This window comes from Streptomyces sp. BYX5S, from assembly GCF_054724165.1.
The window spans coordinates 6,987,272-7,004,597 of sequence record NZ_CM138829.1 but is presented as its reverse complement, the minus strand read 5'-3'; the positions used below and the strand labels follow the sequence as shown (position 1 = coordinate 7,004,597).

The window sequence follows — 17,326 nt, the reverse complement described above, 5'->3', positions numbered from 1 at the left end:
CCGCCCTTGGCGGCAGATTGCCCAAGGCGGGGGCGGCTGGCCGTAGGGGTGGGGAGCCGGGGTGGGGCTGATTGGTTGAGGCGGGTGCGGCCCGCCGCCAGGGCGGGGGAGCTGTGGTTGGTGGCAGATTGCCCCAGGCGGGGGCGGTTGGCCGTAGGTGGGGCTGATGGGGCGAGGTGGGTGCGGTGGGGCGGGGGATATCAAGCCCCTGCGGCGATTGAGCAGCGGGGTTCGGGGCGGAGCCCCGAGGGGTTGGGGTGGGCTCCGTGAAGGGGTGGGGGGTGCGGGGGGTGTACGGCCTGGCCCTGGCCATCGCTCTGGTCGCCCTCGGCGACACCATGTGGCACGGCGTCACCGAACGCGGAAACGCGCTGGCGTTCGGCCTGCTCGTCGCCGTGGGCGAACTGGCCCGGTGGGGCGGCCCCGAGGACCGGGAGGGCGCACCGCTCGGCGCCGCGGGCGCACTCGCGTACGCCCTGCTCGGCGAGGTCGCCGGGACCGCCACCCACCACGGCGTACCCCAAGTCGTCGCCATCGTCGTCGCGGGCGTCCTCGTCGGCTGCGTCCCCCACGTGGCACGCGGCAAGGGCGCCCCCCTCGACCACGTGGCACGCCGCGTCCTCACCGTCGGCTTCACCGCCGTCTGCTTCCAGCCGCTCTACAACCAGGGCGTCCTGGCGGAGTGGTTCGGCGACGGGGCGTACTACGCGCTGCTGATCGTCGGCCTGCTCGTCCTCACCGCGCTGTGCGACGCCGTGCTCGCCGCCGCGATGGCGCACTCCCGGACCCGCTGGCCGTTCGGGCCACTGCTGCGCGACGAACTGCGGGCCATGCCCGGGATCGGATCCGCCGTGTGCGCGACCGGCGCCGTCATGGCGCTCGCCGTCGCCGTCGTCGGGCTGTGGGCGCTGCCCCTGATCAGCCTGCCGCTGCTCCTCACCCAATTGGCGTTCCGCCGGTACTCCGTGGTCAGGGCCACGTACCGGCAGACCATCGCCTCACTGGCCCGCGCCACCGAGATCGCCGGCTACACCCCGCAGGGGCACGCCCTGCGGGTGGCGGCGCTGAGCCGGGCCGTGGGCCGCGACCTCGGACTCTCCGGGCCCGACCTGACCGTGCTCGAGTACGCCGCGCTGATGCACGACATCGGGCAGCTCTCCCTCGTCGACCCCGTCACCGAGGGCGCCACCGCCGCGCTCCCGCCCGCCCAGCAGCGCCGCATCGCGCTGCTCGGCGGCGCCGTCGTCCGGCAGACCGGTGTGGACACCCGGGTCGCCGTGGTGGTCGAGCGGCAGGCGGACCCGTACCGTGAGCAGCCGCTGATCGCCCGGATTGTGCGGACAGCGAACGCGTACGACGAGTTGGCAAGGGAACAGGGGCCTCAGGGGCCGCTCAGGGCACTGGAGAGCCTGCGCCTGGCCACGGGCCGGGACTACCAGCCGGAGGTCGTGGAAGCCCTGGCCAGAGTGGTTGCGCAGCCTGGTCTGAGCGTGGGGTCGGTTGGGTAACCCATGGGTAATGAGCGGTCGTCCGGCCGTACGTGGTTGGATGCGAAGCAAGGCAGAAAACGCAGGGAAAGCGGCGTCCGGGGGCGCAGGCCTCGAGTATCGGCAGGCGGGAATCGTGAGGATCTTCGGCAAGGGACGGCACCGGCCCTCCGCCTCCTGGCGGCAGGCCACGGATCGCGCGTTCACGCTGATCGGTGACGGCCGGTACGAGGACGCGGGGGCGCTCCTGACGCGCGCCGCGGATCTCGAGCCGTGGCTGTCCGAGTCCTGGTTCAATCTCGCGCTGCTCCACAAGTTCCGGCACGACTGGGAGCAGGCGCGCACCACGGGCCTGCGGGCCGTCGCGCTGCTGGAGAAGGAGAGCGGCGCACCGGACTGGTGGAACGTGGGCATCGCCGCCACCGCCCTCCAGGACTGGCCGCTCGCGCGGCGGGCCTGGCAGGCGTACGGGCTGAAGGTGCCCGGTGGTGCCGCAGCCGCCGGCGAGCCGACCGGAATGGACCTGGGCAGCGCCGCCGTGCGGCTCTCTCCCGAGGGTGAGGCCGAGGTCGTGTGGGGGCGCAGGATCGACCCTGCACGCATCGAGGTGCTGTCGATCCCGTTGCCGTCGTCCGGGCGGCGCTGGGGCGAGGTCGTGCTGCACGACGGGGTGCCGCACGGGGAGCGGACCACCGCCTCCGGGCACTCGTACCCGGTCTTCGACGAGATCGAGCTGTGGGCGCCGTCGCCGGTGCCGACGTGGGTGGTGCTGCTGGAGGCGGCCACTGAGGCGGACCGGGACGCGCTGGAGCGGCTGGCCGCCGACGCGGGGTTCGCGGCGGAGGACTGGTCGTCGTCCGTGCGGTTGCTGTGCCGGACGTGTTCGGAGTCGCGGATGCCGTCCGACGAGGGCGACGAGACGCACCTCGATCCGCACGACCACAGCGAGCCGGGGCATCCGGGGCCGCTCGGCCACCGGACCGACGGGCAGCTGTGGGTGCCGGAGCGGGAGTGCGGGGTGGCCGCGCCCGCATCCCTGGTGCGGGGGCTGCTCGACGGGTGGGTGGCGGACTCGCCGGACTCGCGGGACTGGCGGGACCTCGAAGAGGTCTGTTAGAAGATTGCGCGGTTCCCCGCGCCCCTGGTGGGGCCCGTACCCTGTAAAGGTTCGACCCTCGTTTTCCCAGGAAGGCATTCGTCCCCCATGGCTCAGCAGGACACCGATCAGCAGAAGGCGGGCGTGCTTCCCGTGGACGACGAGGGGTTCGTCGTCGACACCGAGGACTGCGAGGCGCGGGAGGCGGCCTACCGGGAGCGCGGTACGTCGCGGCCGATCACCGTCGTGGGGAACCCGGTGCTGCACAAGGAGTGCAAGGACGTCACCGTGTTCGACGACGAGCTGGGCCGGCTGGTCGACGACATGTTCGCCAGCCAGCGCACCGCCGAGGGCGTCGGCCTCGCCGCGAACCAGATCGGGGTGGACCGCAAGGTCTTCGTCTACGACTGCCCGGACGACGACGGCGTGCGGCACACCGGTGTCGTCTGCAACCCCGTGCTCCAGGAGCTGCCCGCGGAGCGCCGCAGCCTCGACGACTCCAACGAGGGCTGCCTGTCGGTCCCGACCGCGTACGCCGAACTCGCCCGCCCCGACTACGCGGTGGTCACCGGGCAGGACGAGAAGGGCAACGCGATCACGGTGCGCGGCACCGGCTACTTCGCGCGCTGCCTCCAGCACGAGACGGACCACCTGTACGGGTACCTGTACATCGACCGGCTGTCGAAGCGGGAGCGCAAGGCGGCGCTGAAGCAGATGGAAGAGGGCACGCCCCGCTACCCCGTGGTCCCCAACGACTGAGAACTTTCACCAATCGTACGCAAGTTGGTGCAGCGGCGTACGCGAGTGCGACGCCGAGCGGCGTCCGGTCCGGGATATCCCGGTCGGGCGCCGCTTTTTTGTGCCTGGGCACAGGCTGTCGTACGCCCGCTTGTGCGAACAGGATCAGCCGTGGGTGATCCATATTCAGTCATGTAAGGGGACGAATCGCGTAACCGGGGGTAGTGAGGGGAGCAAATACGTTCCCAGATCGGTCAGTTGTGGTGCTGAATAGAAAGCGCGGGGATACGCAACGGCGCGCGCCCGCAGTGCTTGAGGGGCGTACGCCAACACGCGGCAGAGAGGGGTTTGTACGTGCGTTATCCACAGACAGCGGTCCCAGCGGCGCTGGCGCTACCGGTGGTCGAGGACGCGTTTCCTCGCAATCTGCACCCGTATTGGCCCAAGCTCCAGGAGACAACGCGCTCCTGGCTGCTCGAAAAACGCCTGATGCCACCGGACAAGGTCGAGAAGTACGCCGACGGCCTGTGCTACACGGACCTGATGGCGGGCTACTACCTGGGCGCCCCCGACGACGTGCTGGCCGCGATATGCGACTACAGCGCGTGGTTCTTCGCCTGGGACGACCGGCACGATCGCGACGTGATCCACGGAAGGACGGCGAGCTGGCGGCGGCTCGCCGTTCAACTGCACGCGGCGACCGAGGCGCCGGAGCTCCACCTGGACCACCGGGACCCGCTGGTCGCGGGCTTCGCGGACAGTGTGCAGCGGCTCTACGGCTCCCTGAGCCGGACCTGGAACGCCCGCTTCGCCCGCCACTTCCACGTGGTGATCGACGCGTACGACCAGGAGTTCCGCAACCGGACCACGGGCACGGTCCCGACGGTCGACGAGTACATCGCGCTGCGCCGGAACACCTTCGCGCACTGGATCTGGCTCGACCTGCTGGAGCCGAGCGCGCGGTACGAACTGCCCACATGGGTAAGGAAAAATGAGGCGTTCGCGCGCGCGGCACTCGCCTGCCAGGATTTCTCTGCCTGGTACAACGACCTGTGCTCACTGCCCAAGGAACTCGCGGGCAACGAATTGCACAACCTCGGGATAAGCCTCATAAGGCACGAGGGCTATTCGCTCCCCGAAGCGGTCGAAGAAGTACGCCGAAGGGTTCAGGGAACCATAGACGATTTCCTCGCCGCGGAGCGGGAAGTGGAAGACCTCGCGGTCGTCACGGAAAACGTGGGGCCGCACGGAAAGGAACTCGCGGCGGCCGTCCGGCAGTGCGTCGGAAACATGCGGAACTGGTTCAGTTCCGTGTACTGGTTCCACCACGAATCCGGCCGCTATCAGGTCGACAGTTGGGACGACAGGGCCACCCCGCCCTATGTCACCGACACCGAAACAGGAATCACGGAACCGGAAATGACGGATCAAGTAGGTGAGCGCACGTGACCGTCGACTCCACCCTGCCGGCCCCCGTGCCGAGCACCGCGCCCGAGCAGCCGCCGCCCGCCCCCGGCGGCGCGCCGCTCCTGGGCCACGCCTGGAACCTGCTGCGCGACCCGCTCGGCTTCCTGGCCGGGCTGCGCGACGGCGGCGAGGTCGTCCGGCTGCGCCTCGGCCCGAAGACGGCGTACGCGGTGAACGACCCGGAGCTGGTCGCCGCACTCCTCAAGAGCCCCGACTTCCTGGTCGGCGGACCGCTCTGGGAAACCATGGGTGTCCTGCTCGGCAAGGGTGTCGCGACCAGCAACGGGCCGCTGCACCGACGCCAGCGGCGCGCCGTCCAGCCCGCGTTCAGGATGGACCGGATCCACAGTTACGCGGCCGTGATGGAGCAGGAGGCGCGCGCCATGGCCGACCGGTGGGAGGACGGGCAGACCGTCGACATCGGCGCCGAGGTGTTCCGCACGGCGACCCGGATCGTGGCGCGCTCCGTGCTCCAGGTCGACTCGATCGACGAGCGGGCCGACCGGCTCAGCGCCGCGCTGCACACGGTCTTCGAGGGCCTGTACCGGCGGATGATCCTCAGCTTCGGACCGCTCTACCGGCTGCCGCTTCCGGCCAATCGGCGTTTCGAGAACGCCTTGGCCGATTTGCATCGGCTGGTCGACGAGATCATCGCCGAACGCAGGGCGCAGACGGCCACTGGTTGCAATCCGGACGACCTGCTCGCGGCATTGCTGGACGACCGGGACGAGAATGGCGAACCGGTCGGCGAGCAGGAGGTGCACGACCAAGTCGTGTCGCTCGTCGTGGCCGGGGCGGAGAATGTGGCGAAGACCCTGACTTGGGTCTTTCAGTTGCTCGCCGAACACCCGGAGCACGAAAAGCGGTTGAGCGAGGAACTGTCGTCCGCGACCGGTGGCCGGCCGGTCGCTTTCGGTGACCTCAAAGAACTCGCATATATGCGGAATCTTCTCACCGAATCGATGCGAATACGCCCCGCGGTATGGATATTGACGCGGCTCGCCGCCGTCGACACCACGCTCGGTGGGTATCGCATTCCGGCCGGGGCGGACATCGTCTACAGCCCGCTCGCCATGCAGCGCGACCCGCGCGCCTTCCGTGACCACCTGACGTTCGACCCCGACCGGTGGCTGCCCGAACGCGCCGCGGACGTCACGCCCGCGGCGCACGCCCCGTTCAGCGTGGGCAACCGCAAGTGCCCCGGCGACCACTTCAGCATGGCCGAACTCGCTCTGGTCCTCGGGGCGGTCGTACAGAAGTGGCGGGTGACACCGGCCGCCGGCGCGGACGGCACGGCCCGCATAGGGATCACGCTCCAGCCCCGGCGGGCGCTGATCAAGGTGACGGCGCGGTAGGCCTACGCCACCGACCGCACCCGGAAGGTCCTCCTGAAGGCGTTGGGCGTCGTGCCCAGCGCCTTCATGAACTGGTGCCGCATCGCCGCCGCGTTGCCGAACCCGGCACGGTAGGCGATCGCGTCCACCGTCTCGTCCGTACCCTCCAGCAACTCCTGCGCGAACAGCACCCGTTGGCGCAGCAGCCAGCGGTACGGCGTCGTCCCGGTCTCCTGCTGGAATCGGCGCGCGAACGTGCGCGGCGACATGTGCGCCCGCGCCGCCAGCTCCTCCACGGTCACCGCCGCGTCCAGATTCCGCTCCATCCACGCCAGCACCTCGCCCACCGTGTCGCAGCGCGTCGCGGGCAGCGGGCGCTCCACGTACTGGGCCTGGCCGCCGTCGCGGTGCGGCGGGACGACCATGCGGCGGGCTATCGCGTTGGCGACCCCGGAGCCGTGCTCGGTGCGCACGATGTGCAGACAGGCGTCGATGCCCGCGGCCGTGCCGGCGGAGGTGATGACCGGCCCCGCGTCGACGTAGAGCACGTCCGGGTCGACCCGGGTGCGCGGGAACTGGGTGGCCAGGTCCCGCGCGTAGCGCCAGTGCACCGCGCACCGGCGCCCGTCGAGCAGCCCGGCCTCGCCGAGCACGAACACCCCCGCGCAGAGGCTGAGCACGCGCGCACCCCGGTCGACCGCCCGGCGCAGCGCGTCGAGCAGCTCCGGCGGATGGCCACGGAACCGCCGCCCCGCCGAGGGGATCGCGATGAGGTCGGCCTCCTCCAGGCGTTCGAGGCCGAACGGGGTGGAGACCGTCATTCCGGGGACGTGCGTGGAGAGCGAGGACCCCTCGGCGGAGGCCACGGCGAAGTCGTACACGGGAAGCCCGGCGTCGCCGCGGTCGAGGCCGAACACCTCGCAGACGACGCCGAGTTCGAAGGGATGCACACCGTCGAGCAGCACTGCGGCCACGTTTTTCAGCATGTCCTTCAGTGTGCCGCAGCGTTGGCAGTAATTCGAGGGTCAGTGACGGTCCTGCCACTGCCGCGCGGCGTCCCGCGGCAGCAGAGTGGAGGACATGAACACAGCGATGAACTACCTCACCGTCCTCTTCGTCTTCCTCCTCCTGGCGGCCCCGTCCCTGTACGGAATGGCCCACGACCGCCGCATCGACCGCCAGCTCCGCGCCGCCGCGGACCGCCGCACCGAGGCGCCCCCCGTCCGCTACGAGAAGGCGGCCTGACCGGGCCGCCGCCCGAAGGCCAGCAGATGCGAGCTCGCGACCAGCAGCTCCGCGTGCGCATCGGCGACCCGGGCCGCCGCCAGCGCCGACTCGAACAGCTCGGAATCCCGCGGCACTTGGCGCCCGGTGGCCGTCTCCGCAGCCTTGAGGAGCGCGTCGCCGGGCCCCTCCACCCCGTACAGCCGGACGCCCTCCAGCCCGGCGTCCCGCACCTCCGCCGCCAGCCGCTCGGCCCGGTGGAAGTACGCGAACGTGAACTCCCGCCCCTCGTTCCTCCCGGTCGCGAGCACCCGCCCCGACCGCTCCTCCCGCCCGTCGAGGTGCAACCGGCCCTGCGCGGCATGATCGAACAGCGCGGCGAACCGCTGAATCCCGGCGGCCACGACCAGCCCGCCGGGCCGCACCACCCGCATCGCCTCCGCCAACACCCGCTCCCGGTCCGCCGGTTCGGGCAAGTGGTACAGCGGCCCGAGCAGCAGCACGACGTCGTACGAGGCGTCGGACGCGCTCAGCGCACGGGCATCGCCCACCTCGACCGAGCACCCGGCGTCCGCCGCCTCCCGCCCATGCCGCTCCACGGGATCGACGAGATGCACCCGATACCCGTCCCCGCCCAGCCACCGCGCGTGCACCCCGGGCCCACCACCCACGTCGAGCACCGACGCGGGCGCGGCGGGCAGGTGCCGCCGCAACAGCTCTTGCGTACGCACGAGTTCGAGAACGCCGGCGGCGGACGCGTTCAGCGGGGCGTGTTCGTCGAAGGCGTGGGAGTAGTAGGCGAGGACGTCTTCTGGGACCTGAGGGCGTGTCATGCCATCGCAGTGTGTGCGAAGGGTGGCGAAGGACGCATCCTGATTTCGTCCACACCGCGCTGAACCTAGCGGGGTGAGGGCTGGGCCGCCGCGTCGGTGCGACCGCTGTTGTCCTCTGCCTCCGTCAGCAACCGTGCGACCAGATCCGCGGACCGGCCTGGCGGGAGCGCGTACGAGAGCAGGCGGTCGAAGAGCCGACGGTACCCCTCTACCTGTTCGGCCCCCATGAGGCAGCTGGTCTGCGGCCACTGAGGCACACATACTGCGTGCAACGGGGACGGACCGAACCGGCTGATGATGCGAAACGGGCCCCAGGCGCTGGGGTAGCCGCCGCGTGCGAACGGCACGACCTGAATGCCCAGCCCACCGCTGTCTCCCAACGCGAGCAAGTGCCTCAGCTGCCGCGCCATGATGCGGGGTGTGCCCACTGCGCGGTGGAGTACGGCCTCGTCGAGCACCCAGGTGAACCGGGCCCCTTGTGCGCGGTTCAGGACCGTGCCTCGCCGCTCGCGCAGCTCTGCCCTGAACTCGGCCTCAAGCCCCGTAATTTCAGGGTCCGAGTGCCGGTCCAGGGCATCGGCGTACTCGGGTGTCTGGAGAAGCGTGGGCAGGGTCGCGAACCCGTACTCGCGGATCTCGTCCGCGCAGTCCTCGAGTTCGATGACGTTCAGGAGGCCTGGTGGCAGCTCTTCCGCGTACATGTGCCACCAGCGGGTTCCGGGGCGTGGTCGCTCGCGGAGCAGCGTCACCAAGCTGTCGCGCACTGCCTCGTCGTGCACGCCGTAGAGATCGAGCAGAGCCAAAAGCTCCAGGCGACGGATGTTCTGACGGCCTGCCTCGATCTTCGAGAGCTTTCCTTGGGTGCCGTCGATGTGTTCCGCGGCACGACGCTGCGATATGAGTGCCTGCTCCCTCAGCCGCCTTATTGCAGCGCCGAGTTGGCGCTGTTGGACCAACGGAACCTGTTGTGTCGGCATGGCGTCCCCACCTGCGTTCTGGGCGCCCGAGCAGGTTGGCGCCCAGGTCGAGCCAGCCTACGCGCGCGGAGATGAGGGCGTCACTCGATCGAATGTATTCGCTCAAGAATGTTGCTCTACTCGGTGAACCGGCCGCAGGGTGAGTCATCTCAACCGGGCTTCCGTGGTGCGCAGTTGCGTGCTCGGCCGGCATTGGTCACCGAAAGGGGGATCGAGTGGACTCGGCTTCGTACGGGGTGGTGCATCCCGCGCTGGCGGACGCGCTGGAGTTGGGAGGCACGCTTGACGAGTGGCTGGCCGGTCGGACTCCAGTGGTCTCCTACGCTCGCGTGAGCCTCGACGTCCGCGGCGAAGGCAGGGGAGTGGGCCGACAGCACCTCAACTGTGATGCTGCGGCTGCAAAAGAAGGGTGGGCAGTGGTCTACCGCTACACCGACAGCGGTATCTCGGCGTCGGACCCCACCGTGGAACGACCGGCCTTCGTGCGGATGCTGCGAGCCCTGCGCGCGGGGCAGACCGATGAAGGCCTGGCACTGCGCGGTGTCCTCGCGGTGGAGGAGGAACGACTGGTGAGACTGGCGCGGGACGAGGCGTTGCTGCACCGTGCGCTGGCCGGAGGGTTCGACGCCTTTCTGTATCTCGTGGACGAGGGGCAACTGGTCGTTCCGAAAGCGCACTTGAGTGAGGTGGGCACCGAAAGAACCGCTCCAGCCGGACAGCGCGAGACGGAACGGATGAGCAGGAGGAGGCTGAGATCGGTCAGGGACCACGCGAGGGAGGGCAGAGGTACGGGTGGGGCTCGGCGCTTCGGATGGCTCGGCCCCGACATCGCGGCGGGGCGGCGATCGAACACGGTGCTGCACCCCGACGAGTCCCCGTACCTCCGCGAGGCCATCGATCGCGCGCTGGGCGGACAGGCGTGGACCGCGATCACCGACTGGCTCACGGCGGAGAGCGTCCGCACGGTGCGTGCAGGGCGGTGGACGGTGCCCACAGTCCAGTCGATGGTGACGAACCCGGCGATCTGCGGCTACCGCGTGATCGACGGTGGGTTGGTGCGCGACCCCCGTACCGGGGAGCCGGTGGTCGGTGACTGGCAGTCCATCGCCACCCCGGCCGAGTGGGCGAGGCTCATCGACCGTTGCGGCAGATGGCACGCACCGGGTCTGGGACGACGGGCCGTGGAGCGTACCGAGAACATCGGCGGGCGCGCACAGGCGTCGGACTCGACACGGAAGTATCTGCTCGCCGGATACCTGGTCTGCGGTTACCCAGGGCTCGACGGGGCGTACTGCGGAGCGAAGATGGGAGGCCAACCTCCCCGGGGCACGAACCGCCATCCGTCGTATCGATGTGTGGCTGCGGGTTGCCGGAAAGTGGGACGCCGGGTGGATCTGGTGGACGAGTACGTCGTGGGAATCGCTCTGCGTGCTCTGGAGGAGCGGTACGAAGGGATACTGCCCGATCTTCGGCCGTATCCCGGTGAACGGCGACTCGCGGACCTTCGAACCTGCGCGGACGGAGAGGGGCAGATCGAGGCTCTGATCCGCGACCTCGAGGAGGACCGTCGGACGTTTCTCGCGAGCCAGGCAGATGCCAACCTCCTCGCTGGATTCACCCGAGAGCGATGGCCGCACCTCGACATGCGACAACGACGCCTTGCGCTCAGGGAAGTGATCGAAGCGGTGACGATCCTGCCGATGCCCCGAGACCGCAGCAGGAACGCCCCCTTCGACAACGCGCTGGTCCAGGTGACCCTCAAGGGGCAGGGCAGCGCCGTGCGGGCTGCTCCTGGTGGGGTGTGGGAGCAGCCCGCACTGGTCTAGCGCGGCTCAGAAGTCCTCGTCGAAGCCGACCGAGCCCTCGACGGCCACCTGGTACGCCGACGGGCGGCGCTCGAAGAAGTTCGTCAGCTCCTGGACGCCCTGGAGCTCCATGAAGGAGAAGGGGTTCTCGGAGCCGTAGACCGGCTTGAGGCCGAGGCGCATCAGGCGCTGGTCCGCGACGCACTCCAGGTACTGGCGCATCGAGTCGGTGTTCATGCCCGGCAGGCCCTCGCCGCACAGGTCGCGTCCGAACTGCAGCTCGGCGTCGACGGCCTCCCGGATCATGTCGGTGATCTGCTGGTCGAGTTCGTCGTCGAAGAGGTCGGGCTCCTCCTCGCGCACCGTGTCCACCACGGCGAACGCGGCGTTCATGTGGCCCGTCTCGTCCCGGAAGACCCAGTTCGTCCCGGTCGCCAGCCCATGCAGCAGGCCCCGGCTGCGGAACCAGTAGACGTAGGCGAACGCCCCGTAGAAGAAGAGGCCCTCGATGCACGCCGCGAAGCAGATCAGGTTGAGGAGGAAGCGGCGGCGGTCGGCCTGGGACTCCAGGCGGTCCATCTCCTCGACCGAGTCCATCCACTTGAAGCAGAACTGGGCCTTCTCGCGGATCGACGGGATGTTCTCCACCGCCGCGAACGCCGCCGCCCGGTCGTCCGGGTCGGGGAGGTAGGTGTCGAGCAGCGTCAAGTAGAACTGGACGTGCACGGCCTCCTCGAAGAGCTGGCGGGACAGGTAGAGGCGCGCCTCGGGGGAGTTGATGTGCTTGTAGAGGGTGAGGACGAGGTTGTTGGCGACGATCGAGTCGCCCGTCGCGAAGAACGCGACCAGGCGGCCGATCATGTGCTGCTCGCCCGGCGACAGCTTCGCGAGGTCGGCGACGTCCGAGTGGAGGTCGACCTCCTCCACCGTCCACGTGTTCTTGATGGCGTCGCGGTAGCGCTCGTAGAAGTCCGGGTAGCGCATGGGGCGCAGGGTCAGTTCGAAGCCCGGGTCGAGCAGGTTCTTGTCCGAAGAAGAAGTGGTCATCACTGACAGGCCTCGCAGGACTCGGGGTTTTCCAGGGAGCAGGCGACCGCGTCGGGGTCCGGGGTCGCCGGGGTCGCGGTCTGGGCGGGGACGGTGCTGTTGCCGGCCGCCCGTGCGATGCGCGTCGCGGGGCGCGAGCGCAGGTAGTACGTCGTCTTCAGGCCCGACTTCCAGGCGTACGCGTACATCGAGGAGAGCTTGCCGATGGTCGGCGTCTCCATGAACAGGTTCAGGGACTGGGCCTGGTCGAGGAACGGGGTGCGGGCCGCCGCCATGTCGATGAGGCCGCGCTGGGGGATCTCCCAGGCCGTGCGGTAGAGGGCGCGTACCTCCTCGGGGACCCAGGTGAAGCCCTGCACCGAGCCGTTGGACTCGCGCAGCGCCTCGCGGGTCTGGGCGTCCCAGACGCCGAGCTTCTTCAGCTCGTCGATCAGGTACCCGTTGATCTGGAGGAACTCGCCGGAGAGCGTCTCCCGCTTGAACAGGTTGGAGACCTGCGGCTCGATGCACTCGTAGACGCCGGCGATGGAGGCGATCGTGGCCGTCGGCGCGATGGCGAGCAGGAGGGAGTTGCGCATGCCGACCGACGCGATGCGTTCGCGCAGCGCCGCCCAGCGCTCCGGCCACGTCAGCTGTACGTCGTAGTGGTCGGGGTGCAGCACGCCGCGCGCGGTCCGGGTCTTCTCCCAGGCGGGCAGCGGGCCGTTGCGCTCGGCGAGGTCGGCGGACGCCTCGTACGCGGCGAGCATGATGCGCTCCTGGATCCGCGTGGACAGGGCGCGGGCCTGCGGCGAGTCGAAGGGCAGGCGCAGCTTGAAGAAGACGTCCTGGAGGCCCATCGCGCCGAGGCCGACGGGGCGCCAGCGGGCGTTGGAGCGGCCCGCCTGCTCGGTCGGGTAGAAGTTGATGTCGACGACGCGGTCGAGGAAGGTGACGGCCGTGTGGACGGTCTCGTCGAGGCGCGCCCAGTCGATGTCCTGCGTCCGGGTGTCCACGAAGGCGCCGAGGTTCACCGAGCCCAGGTTGCAGACGGCCGTCTCCCCGTCGTCCGTCACCTCCAGGATCTCCGTGCAGAGGTTGGAGGAGTGCACCGTGTGGCCGGGCTCCGCCGTCTGGTTGGCGGTGCGGTTGGCGGCGTCCTTGAAGGTGAGCCAGCCGTTGCCGGTCTGCGCGAGGGTGCGCATCATGCGGCCGTACAGCTCGCGGGCGGGGATCTGCTTCTGCGCCTTCCCCTCCGCCTCGGCCTTGCGGTACGCGGCGTCGAACTCCTCGCCCCACAGGTCGACCAGTTCGGGCACGTCGGCCGGGGAGAACAGCGACCACGGCTGGTCGGCGTTCACGCGGCGCATGAACTCGTCCGGGATCCAGTGCGCGAGGTTGAGGTTGTGGGTGCGGCGCGCGTCCTCGCCGGTGTTGTCGCGCAGCTCCAGGAACTCCTCGATGTCGGAGTGCCAGGTCTCCAGGTAGACCGCGGCGGCGCCCTTGCGGCGGCCGCCCTGGTTCACCGCCGCCACCGACGCGTCGAGCGTCTTGAGGAAGGGGACGATGCCGTTGGAGTGGCCGTTCGTGCCGCGGATCAGCGAGCCCCGGCTGCGGATGCGGGAGTACGAGAGGCCGATGCCGCCCGCGTGCTTGGAGAGGCGGGCCACCTGGTGGTAGCGGTCGTAGATCGAGTCGAGCTCGTCGAGCGGGGAGTCGAGGAGGTAGCAGCTCGACATCTGGGGGTGGCGGGTGCCGGAGTTGAAGAGGGTGGGGGAGGAGGGCAGGTAGTCGAGGCGGCTCATCAGGCCGTACAGGGCGGCCACCTCGTCGAGCGCGCGGACGGAGTCGTCCTCGGCGAGACCGCAGGCCACGCGCAGCATGAAGTGCTGCGGGGTCTCGACGACGTGCCGGGTGAGGGGGTGGCGCAGCAGGTAGCGGCTGTGCAGGGTGCGCAGGCCGAAGTAGCCGAAGCGGTCGTCGCCTGCCGGGTCGACGAGGGCGTCGAGGCGGGCGCCGTGCACGCGGACGAACTCGGCCGTGCGGTCCGCGATCAGGCCCTCGCGGTGGCCGACGGCGACGGATTCGGTGAACCGGGTGACGCCCTGGGAGGCGGCTTCGGCGGCGATGGCGCGGGTGAGCAGGCGGGCGGCGAGCCGGGAGTAGGCCGGGTCCTCGGAGATCAGGCCGGCCGCGGCCTCCGTGGCGAGATCGCGCAGCTCGGCCTCGTCGGCCCGCGCCGAGCGCCCGCGCAGGGCGGCCGTGGCGATTCTGCCGGGGTCGGCGTCGGGGAGGTCGGCGGTCAGCTCGGTCAGCGTGCGCAGCAGCGCGGTGCCCGGGGCATCGGCAGCGGCATCGACCGTGGCTGAAGCAGGATCAGCGGGCGCGATGGTCACGTGGAGGCTCTCCCTCGCTCGGCTCGGGGCCTGCGGGGAGGTGGTGGCAGCGCGGGCGCACGGGCCCTCGTCCACCGGCCCTTTCCGCGAGGCCCGGACGTCGTCGACGCCCAAGCCGGACGGCTCGGGCGTACCGTCGACAGGTCATCGGACTCGCGCGGGCGGTTTTGTACGCCTACGCACACCGTTGCGGGACAGTTCCGGATTCGCACCGGATTCCCCTGCGGCGACAGCGAGAGCGAGCATACATGTTGTGTCGGGCTTGTGCTTCAGCCCCATATCTTGTGTGTCGGCGTGTCCGGAGGTGAGTCCGGAGGTGAGTGCGGTGCGTCACGAGGTGGGCCCGGCGCGTGACGGACCTCAGCCGTCGGACAGCTTCAACTCGTACGCCCGCAGCAGCACTTCCGGGACCGGCTCCCAGTCCCGCTCCGGGACCCGCGTGAAGCCGAGGCGCTCGTACAGCCGGTGCGAGGAGGTCGCCACGGGCTGCGTGCACAGCACCAGGGCCTGCTTCCCGGCCGCCCGCGCCCGCTCGATCACGGCCCGTACGAGCGCCTCGCCGACGCCCTTGCCGCGCGCCTCGACCGCCACCGCGAGCATCCGGAACTCGGCCTCGCCGGGGCGGGACACCTCCGCGTACGGGTGGTCGTGCGAGGGAACGTACGTGACGCCGCCGACGACCCGGCCCTCGGGGTCCTCCGCGACGAGCACCTCGGCCTGCCGTGCGCGCTTCTCGACGTCGCGCAGCTCGGCGGCGTACCAGTCGTCGTCGCCGAACGCGAGGAGGCCGCTGCCGAGATAGGCGCGGGCGCTCAACTCGCCGAGGACGTCGTACTCTTCGGGGCGCACAGTTCTGATCACGAGGTCATGGTTACGCGACGTCCGGCCGCGCCCGCAACGCTTTCCCGGAAAACGCGTCGGGCCCCTCCGCCGTGGAGGGGCCCGACGCGTGCGCGTGCGCGTCGTCAGTGGCCGGAGCCGGCGCCGACCGTCGGCAGGTCGACCTGGACGCCCTTGTCGCCCGCGTCGGCCGTGTAGTCCTCGGGGGACGTCTCGTCGATGCCGTCCGGGGCCTTGACCGCCCGCAGGACGAAGGTCATGACGACGGTGACGACGACGTTGAGGACGAATGCCGTGAGGCCGATGTAGCCGATCTCACCGATGCCGGGGATCTCCGCCGAGGAGCCGCCGAAGTGCTTCTGCGTCGGGGAGGCCACGCCGTACGCGGCGAGCGTGCCGTACAGCATGCCGACCGCCCAGCCGGCGAGCAGCGCCCAGCGGTGGAACCAGCGGGTGAACAGGCCGCCGACGAGGGCGGGCATCGTCTGGAGGATCCAGATGCCGCCCAGCAGCTGGAAGTTGATCGCGACGGTCTTGTCCATGGTGAGGACGAAGGCCAGCGCGCCCACCTTCACCAGGAGCGAGACCAGCTTGGAGACCTTGGTCTCCTGCGCGGGCGTCGCGTCCGGCTTGATGAAGTCCTTGTAGATGTTGCGCGTGAACAGGTTCGCCGCGGCGATGGACATGATGGCCGCGGGGACCAGCGCGCCGATGCCGATGGCGGCGAACGCGACGCCCGTGAACCAGTCCGGGAACATGTCCTCGAACAGCTGCGGGATCGCCAGCTGCCCGTTCTGCACCTTGATCCCGGCGGCGATCGCCATGAACCCGAGCAGCGCGAGCAGGCCCAGCATCAGCGAGTACAGCGGCAGGATCGTGGTGTTGCGGCGAATCACGTCGCGGCTCTTGGAGGACAGGGTCGCCGTGATCGAGTGCGGGTACATGAACAGCGCGAGCGCGGAGCCGAGCGCGAGCGTCGCGTACGTCCACGTGCCGGAGGAGCCCGGCGCGAGTCCGGCGACCGGCTTGCCCGCCGCCTCGTTCGCGGCGTCGAACTTGTCGCTCGCCGCGGCGAAGATGTTGTCGAAGCCGCCCAGCTTGATCGGGATGTAGATGATGGCCACCGCGATCACGAGGTAGATCAGGGTGTCCTTGACGAACGCGATCAGCGCGGGGGCGCGCAGGCCCGAGGAGTACGTGTACGCGGCGAGCACGCCGAAGGCGAGCAGCAGCGGCAGGTCCTTGATGAACCAGTTGGTGTTCTCGCCGCCGCCGACGCCCATCACGTCCAGGACGGCCTGGATGCCGACCAGTTGGAGCGCGATGTAGGGCATCGTGGCGAGGATGCCGGTGACGGCGACCGCGAGCGAGAGCCCCTTGGAGCCGAAGCGGCCGCGGACGAAGTCGGAGGTCGTGACGTATCCGTGCCGGTGGGAGACCGACCACAGGCGCGGCAGGAAGGTGAAGATCAGCGGGTACACGAGGATCGTGTACGGGACCGCGAAGAAGCCGGAGGCTCCGGCGGCGTAGATCGCGGCGGGGACGGCGACGAACGTGTACGCCGTGTAGAGGTCGCCGCCGAGCAGGAACCAGGTGATCCAGGTGCCGAACGACCGTCCGCCCAGGCCCCATTCGTCGAGCGAGGCCTCGTTCTCGGCCTTCCGCCAGCGCGCGGCGAGGAAGCCCATGACCGTGACGGCCACGAAGAAGATGATGAAGACGGTGAGCGCGACACCGTTGACGCCGCCGTTCACGCCTGGCCTCCAGCAGACTTGCGGGCACGCTGATCGCGCTGCCACAGCTTGTACGCGATCATGGTGAGCGCGGTCGAGATGAGCACCCAGAGCATCTGGTACCAGTAGAAGAACGGGATGCCGATGAAGGTCGGTTCGACCTTGGCGTAGGAGCTGACCCAGAGCATCGCGACGAACGGTGCGACCAGACAGAGTGCAATGATCACGCGGACCGGCGTGACCACCGGTTGTTTCACTTCAGGCGCATCGGACATTCGCGGACCCGTTCCCCTCGCTGATCAGAGATCCCACTTACCTCAGGTTTAACGCCCGGGAAATCTAAGCGAGAGTCTTGATCTACGGAACCCCT

15 protein-coding genes and 1 riboswitch are annotated in these 17,326 nt (G+C 69.8%); of the genes, 7 read left to right on the top strand and 8 right to left on the bottom strand.

The window, feature by feature from the left end; all coding sequences use genetic code 11:
- Window positions 1–338: 338 nt before the first annotated feature.
- From ACYBSK_RS31505 to ACYBSK_RS31485, 5 genes are all read left to right on the top strand, one after another.
- Window positions 339–1,508 carry an HD-GYP domain-containing protein gene (locus tag ACYBSK_RS31505; protein WP_460247139.1) on the top strand — a complete coding sequence of 390 codons (1,170 nt, stop codon included), beginning with the start codon at window positions 339–341 and terminating at the stop codon, window positions 1,506–1,508.
- A gap of 115 nt (window positions 1,509–1,623) precedes the next feature.
- Complete coding sequence (locus ACYBSK_RS31500; RefSeq protein WP_457480647.1) at window positions 1,624–2,604, top strand: tetratricopeptide repeat protein; 981 nt, start codon at window positions 1,624–1,626, stop codon at window positions 2,602–2,604.
- Window positions 2,605–2,691: 87 nt separating this feature from the next.
- Window positions 2,692–3,342: a peptide deformylase gene (gene def, locus ACYBSK_RS31495; protein ID WP_457480646.1), complete on the top strand. Its 651-nt coding sequence runs from the start codon at window positions 2,692–2,694 to the stop codon at window positions 3,340–3,342.
- Between the two features lie 333 nt (window positions 3,343–3,675).
- A complete protein-coding gene (locus tag ACYBSK_RS31490; RefSeq protein ID WP_457480645.1) occupies window positions 3,676–4,770 on the top strand; it encodes a terpene synthase family protein in 1,095 nt (364 codons plus the stop codon).
- Window positions 4,767–6,143, top strand: coding sequence for a bifunctional albaflavenone monooxygenase/terpene synthase (locus ACYBSK_RS31485; protein ID WP_460244137.1), 1,377 nt, complete (start codon window positions 4,767–4,769; stop codon window positions 6,141–6,143). Before ACYBSK_RS31490 ends, ACYBSK_RS31485 begins: the two co-directional genes overlap by 4 nt.
- 2 nt (window positions 6,144–6,145) lie before the next feature.
- Here the strand turns inward: ACYBSK_RS31485 and ACYBSK_RS31480 are convergent, their stop codons facing one another.
- Window positions 6,146–7,108, bottom strand: coding sequence for a GlxA family transcriptional regulator (locus ACYBSK_RS31480; protein ID WP_457480643.1), 963 nt, complete (start codon window positions 7,106–7,108; stop codon window positions 6,146–6,148).
- Window positions 7,109–7,202: 94 nt separating this feature from the next.
- On the opposite strand from ACYBSK_RS31480, the gene ACYBSK_RS31475 reads away from it, so the two are divergent.
- Window positions 7,203–7,367 (top strand): hypothetical protein, encoded by a 165-nt coding sequence (locus ACYBSK_RS31475; RefSeq protein WP_460244136.1) that lies wholly within the window; start codon window positions 7,203–7,205, stop codon window positions 7,365–7,367.
- On the opposite strand, the gene ACYBSK_RS31470 is transcribed toward ACYBSK_RS31475, so the two are convergent.
- Window positions 7,349–8,179, bottom strand: coding sequence for a class I SAM-dependent methyltransferase (locus ACYBSK_RS31470; RefSeq protein WP_460244135.1), 831 nt, complete (start codon window positions 8,177–8,179; stop codon window positions 7,349–7,351). The genes ACYBSK_RS31475 and ACYBSK_RS31470 overlap by 19 nt on opposite strands.
- A 65-nt stretch (window positions 8,180–8,244) precedes the next feature.
- Window positions 8,245–9,156, bottom strand: a complete 912-nt coding sequence (locus ACYBSK_RS31465) for a helix-turn-helix domain-containing protein (RefSeq protein WP_460244134.1) — start codon at window positions 9,154–9,156, stop codon at window positions 8,245–8,247.
- Window positions 9,157–9,371: 215 nt separating this feature from the next.
- Here ACYBSK_RS31465 and ACYBSK_RS31460 point away from each other — a divergent pair, with 215 nt between their 5' ends.
- Window positions 9,372–10,982, top strand: a complete 1,611-nt coding sequence (locus ACYBSK_RS31460; RefSeq protein ID WP_460244133.1) for a recombinase family protein — start codon at window positions 9,372–9,374, stop codon at window positions 10,980–10,982.
- Between the two features lie 6 nt (window positions 10,983–10,988).
- Here the strand turns inward: ACYBSK_RS31460 and ACYBSK_RS31455 are convergent, their stop codons facing one another.
- The 5 genes from ACYBSK_RS31455 to ACYBSK_RS31435 all read right to left on the bottom strand — a co-directional run bounded on the left by ACYBSK_RS31455 (window position 10,989) and on the right by ACYBSK_RS31435 (window position 17,231).
- Window positions 10,989–12,008, bottom strand: coding sequence for a ribonucleotide-diphosphate reductase subunit beta (locus ACYBSK_RS31455; RefSeq protein WP_460244132.1), 1,020 nt, complete (start codon window positions 12,006–12,008; stop codon window positions 10,989–10,991).
- Window positions 12,008–14,383, bottom strand: coding sequence for a ribonucleoside-diphosphate reductase subunit alpha (locus ACYBSK_RS31450; protein WP_460244131.1), 2,376 nt, complete (start codon window positions 14,381–14,383; stop codon window positions 12,008–12,010). The genes ACYBSK_RS31455 and ACYBSK_RS31450 overlap by 1 nt, the downstream gene beginning before the upstream one ends.
- 121 nt (window positions 14,384–14,504) lie before the next feature.
- Window positions 14,505–14,635: riboswitch (cobalamin riboswitch) on the bottom strand.
- Between the two features lie 108 nt (window positions 14,636–14,743).
- Entirely contained in the window at window positions 14,744–15,244 is a 501-nt protein-coding gene (locus tag ACYBSK_RS31445) for a GNAT family N-acetyltransferase (RefSeq protein ID WP_460244130.1), read from the bottom strand.
- 104 nt (window positions 15,245–15,348) lie between these two features.
- The gene (gene mctP, locus ACYBSK_RS31440; RefSeq protein ID WP_457480635.1) at window positions 15,349–16,977 is read right to left on the bottom strand and encodes a monocarboxylate uptake permease MctP; all 1,629 of its coding nucleotides are present in this window, start codon (window positions 16,975–16,977) and stop codon (window positions 15,349–15,351) included.
- Window positions 16,974–17,231 (bottom strand): DUF3311 domain-containing protein, encoded by a 258-nt coding sequence (locus ACYBSK_RS31435; protein WP_457480634.1) that lies wholly within the window; start codon window positions 17,229–17,231, stop codon window positions 16,974–16,976. Before ACYBSK_RS31435 ends, mctP begins: the two co-directional genes overlap by 4 nt.
- Between the last annotated feature and the right edge of the window lie 95 nt (window positions 17,232–17,326).